The sequence below is a fragment of the Herbaspirillum sp. GW822-FHT03A08 genome, assembly GCF_058801885.1.
On sequence record NZ_JBXANR010000014.1, the window covers coordinates 1 to 3,479 of the forward strand.

The 3,479-nt window shown below is 56.7% G+C and carries 1 protein-coding gene; it reads right to left on the reverse strand.

All coding sequences use genetic code 11. The features are described 5' to 3' along the window. Window positions 1–3,479 (reverse strand): beta strand repeat-containing protein (locus AC1RN6_RS24045; protein WP_493007993.1); only part of this gene is annotated, 3,479 nt, incomplete at both ends.

Here is a 3,479-nt window from a genome sequence, read left to right on the forward strand (position 1 = left end):
TTGGTGCTGGCCGTGAAGACCGGTGGAACCGGAATATTCTGTCCCGCCGTCGTCACCTTGATGGTGCTGGTCACGATTTGCGCAACCGACGGCTGGACAATCGGAGCAAGCGCAGGCGTAATGACTTGATTGACGATGGCCGCAACAGGAATGCTTGTGCCGTTCGCATCGGTGATGCTGACGCCCGGCGCATAAACAGGCGTGCCGCCATTGCTGATCGTAAAGATCGCATGCCCCGGCGCAGAGGTGGAGATATTTGCATTGACAGCCATGCTGTTGCCGGCAAACAGCGTGATATTGCCACCCGCCGATGTGACCACACCGTTGATAATGAGGTTGTCGCTTGTAGAACTACCGTTCCCTGCCGACAATGAAATATTTCCGGCGGCATTGATGCCGCCGGTGCCGATTGTCAACGGACTATGGGTTGTCAAAGACACCTCGCCGACCGATGCCTTAATCAATCCTGAAGTCGCCATGGCGCCGGTGTTGTCGACGGTAATGTCTCCGCCCGCGTTGCTGATGCCGTTGAGCAGCACCGCATTAGTGTAGGAAGTATTCAGATTATTGATCAGCGAGATATCCCCAAGACCGGTGTTCGTACCCGTATAGGCGGCGATCTGATTGCCGTTGTTGGTCAAGGTGGTGCCGCTTGCAGACGACGTCGTCAATTGTCCCGACACGTGCAATTGTGGCAGAGGCCCGTCTTCAACGCCGCCGTTCTGTGCAATCACACCGCCCTGTGCCTGCAATGTCAGATTGCGCGCAGTGATATCGCCCACGATCAGATCTCCCGAGTTCGGCATCTGTGAATCACCGATCTGTGTCAGCGCAACGTCTCCACTGCTCAAGATGGTGCCGCCGAACTGCGAAAAATTATTTGTGACGTTAATTCGTGACCCGGTGCCGACGCCGACCAGCGTGCCGCCACTCATGATGTTTAACGAACTTAAGTTGGCGGTCCCGCTCACGTTCAAATAGCCGCCTCCGACAGAGAAATTGGCGGCGGAGTTGATATTGCCCACGTTCAGCGTCCCGCCTCCCATATAGAAATTGCTACCGTCGGCAAGCTGTAGACTGTTGACCGTATCGGTGCCGTCATTTATTCCATGAACCAAGGCGCCGCCGCTACCTACGATCACATTGTCGATGGCGGTAGGCAAAATTCCACCTTGCCAGCTGTAAGAATCCTTCCACTGGCTCTCCACGCTGCCCGTGTAGGTAATGTCTTCGCTGCCCTTCATCGTCAGGACAGGGACGCCGTTGACGCCGTTGTAGGTGGTTTTCAACATGGTTCTGCCGGTGCCGGTACCGAGTATGGTGCCCTCGACGTGACGGAAATAGCCTGTTGAAGCAACATCACTGGAGAAGACATTAAATGTCTGACCGATTCCGGGCGCATAACCGCCCATCAGATTCGTCGTCAGCGTGCCGTAATTACCCAGATCAAAACCGCCCGAAGCGCTCAAGGTGTCATAGCTGCCAGCGCCGGCGACATCGATTTTCACGATGCTTGTACTTCCCTGCGAGAATTTCCCGGCGATATTGATGGAACCGATCGCACCGTCGCCCCCCGGCGACACGGCGCCATTGTTGACGAAGGTATCGCTTAAGGTATAAGTGCCGCTGCCATTGACTACGCCACCATCGTTATTATTGAAATTCACTGCGGCAATGCTGCCTGTGCTGCTCAGGGCAACAACGCCATTGTTGTTGAAATCTCCGGTCAGTGTGACCGCGCCGGTGCCGTTAACCGTAGCGCCAAGGCTGTTGATGAATGACGCCGCCGTAAGCGACCCATTGTCAGCCAGGGTCACGACGCCGCTATTTGTGAAAACACCTGACGACGTAATTACGCCGCTTCCGCTGATGCGCCCCGAATTGGCGGCGTTTGAAGCGAGGATGCGCGAAGCGGCCTGCATGGTGATGTTGCCGGCATTGGCGAATTTGGCATTGCTGCCGACATCCAGCGTCGAGCAGGTGCCGAGATTCAGCGTCGCGCCCGCCTGGTTGTCAAAATCTCCGGCGTTCGCAACGAGCGAAGTCGGTCCGGTCAGGCTGATTACGCCGCCTTGCAGATTGTTGAGTTTGGCATTGCCGCCCAGCGACAGCCTGTCGCCTTCCTGGTGAAGGGCGTTAATGTTGACCGTCCCGCTGTTGTTCCAGATCACACCTGGATCCAGCGATGCACGCCCATTTACTACTACCGCATTACTGGTGGCCAATGTGCGGGGAATTTGACCGGAATAGGTTAAAACAAACTCCGGATTATTGCCGTCGAGCGTCAGGGATGGCCCATTGGCGGCCAGTGTGAGATCCGACAGCAATGTGATATTCCCGGACCACGTCATGCTCCCGGCGCCGGTGAAACTGGTGGCGCCGGTAGCATTGCCGACATTCACGAAATTCAGATTGAGTGCGGCCCCCGAGGCGATCTTGACATTGCCGGAGACATTGCCGCCCTGAACCGAGACGGCTCCGCCATTCACGTTGAAGTTGCCGGAAGTATTCAGGCTGTTGGTCTGATTGAAATGCAGCGACGTCGCGTCGACATTGATGGTGCCGGTATCCGTGTTGTTGATGCTGCCCGAGATGTTGACGTTGCCGCTTCCGCTCAGATTAAGCAGATTGTTATTATTGACATCACCGGTGACGTTGATCGTTCCACTGCCGCTGATATTAGTGATGCCGCTATTGGTGAAAGTACCGACCGATGCCGAACCCTGGCTGATCAGCAGCGAACTGGTGCCGTCTACGGTGACGTCGCCGGCGTTCAGGCCGCTGCTGGCTTGGGTAAGGAGCAGGCGCGAGCCGTTGTTGAGATTCAAGCCACCTTGTCCGGAATAAGCTGTGGCGTTTCCGTTCGTCACGGTCAGCGTGCCGCCATTGAGCGAGATGTCTGCATGATTGACTGTCGCGTCATGCGAACCGCCGCTGTCGCCGCGGTAATAGCTGTTCAACGTCAGGTTCAGCGCGCTGCCGCTGCTCGTGATGTTGGCGTTGATGGTGATGTTGTTTTCAGCGTTCAGCGTGAGGTTGGAATTGGACATTCCCACCTTGTTGATGTCCGCGCTGACAGTGATGTTGCCGGCATCCGAACCGCCGCTGTTCCCGGTCGTCAACGTTACGTCCGTACCTGCGTTCAGCAAACCGACGATAGTCGATGCCCGGATTTTGGAACTGTTGCCGCTGGAGCTGATGGCGTTGGTGCCGGTCGTGTTGTTGGTGCTGAACGAATCACTCACGACTTCCAGATCGTAGGGATCGATGTACCACTCGCCGCCACTGCCGACCGTGGGCGCCTTGACCACGTCCAGCTCCTTCAGGCCCGATGTTTCCACGTATCCGCCCTTGCCCGGTGCGCCCTGCGCCGACACATCGCCATCGATATAAGCGACATTGTCCGAATACAGCACCACGCTGCCGCCCTTGGTGGCGCCATCCGCGGTGATCTTCGATGTCGCCGTCGTCGTCAGGTT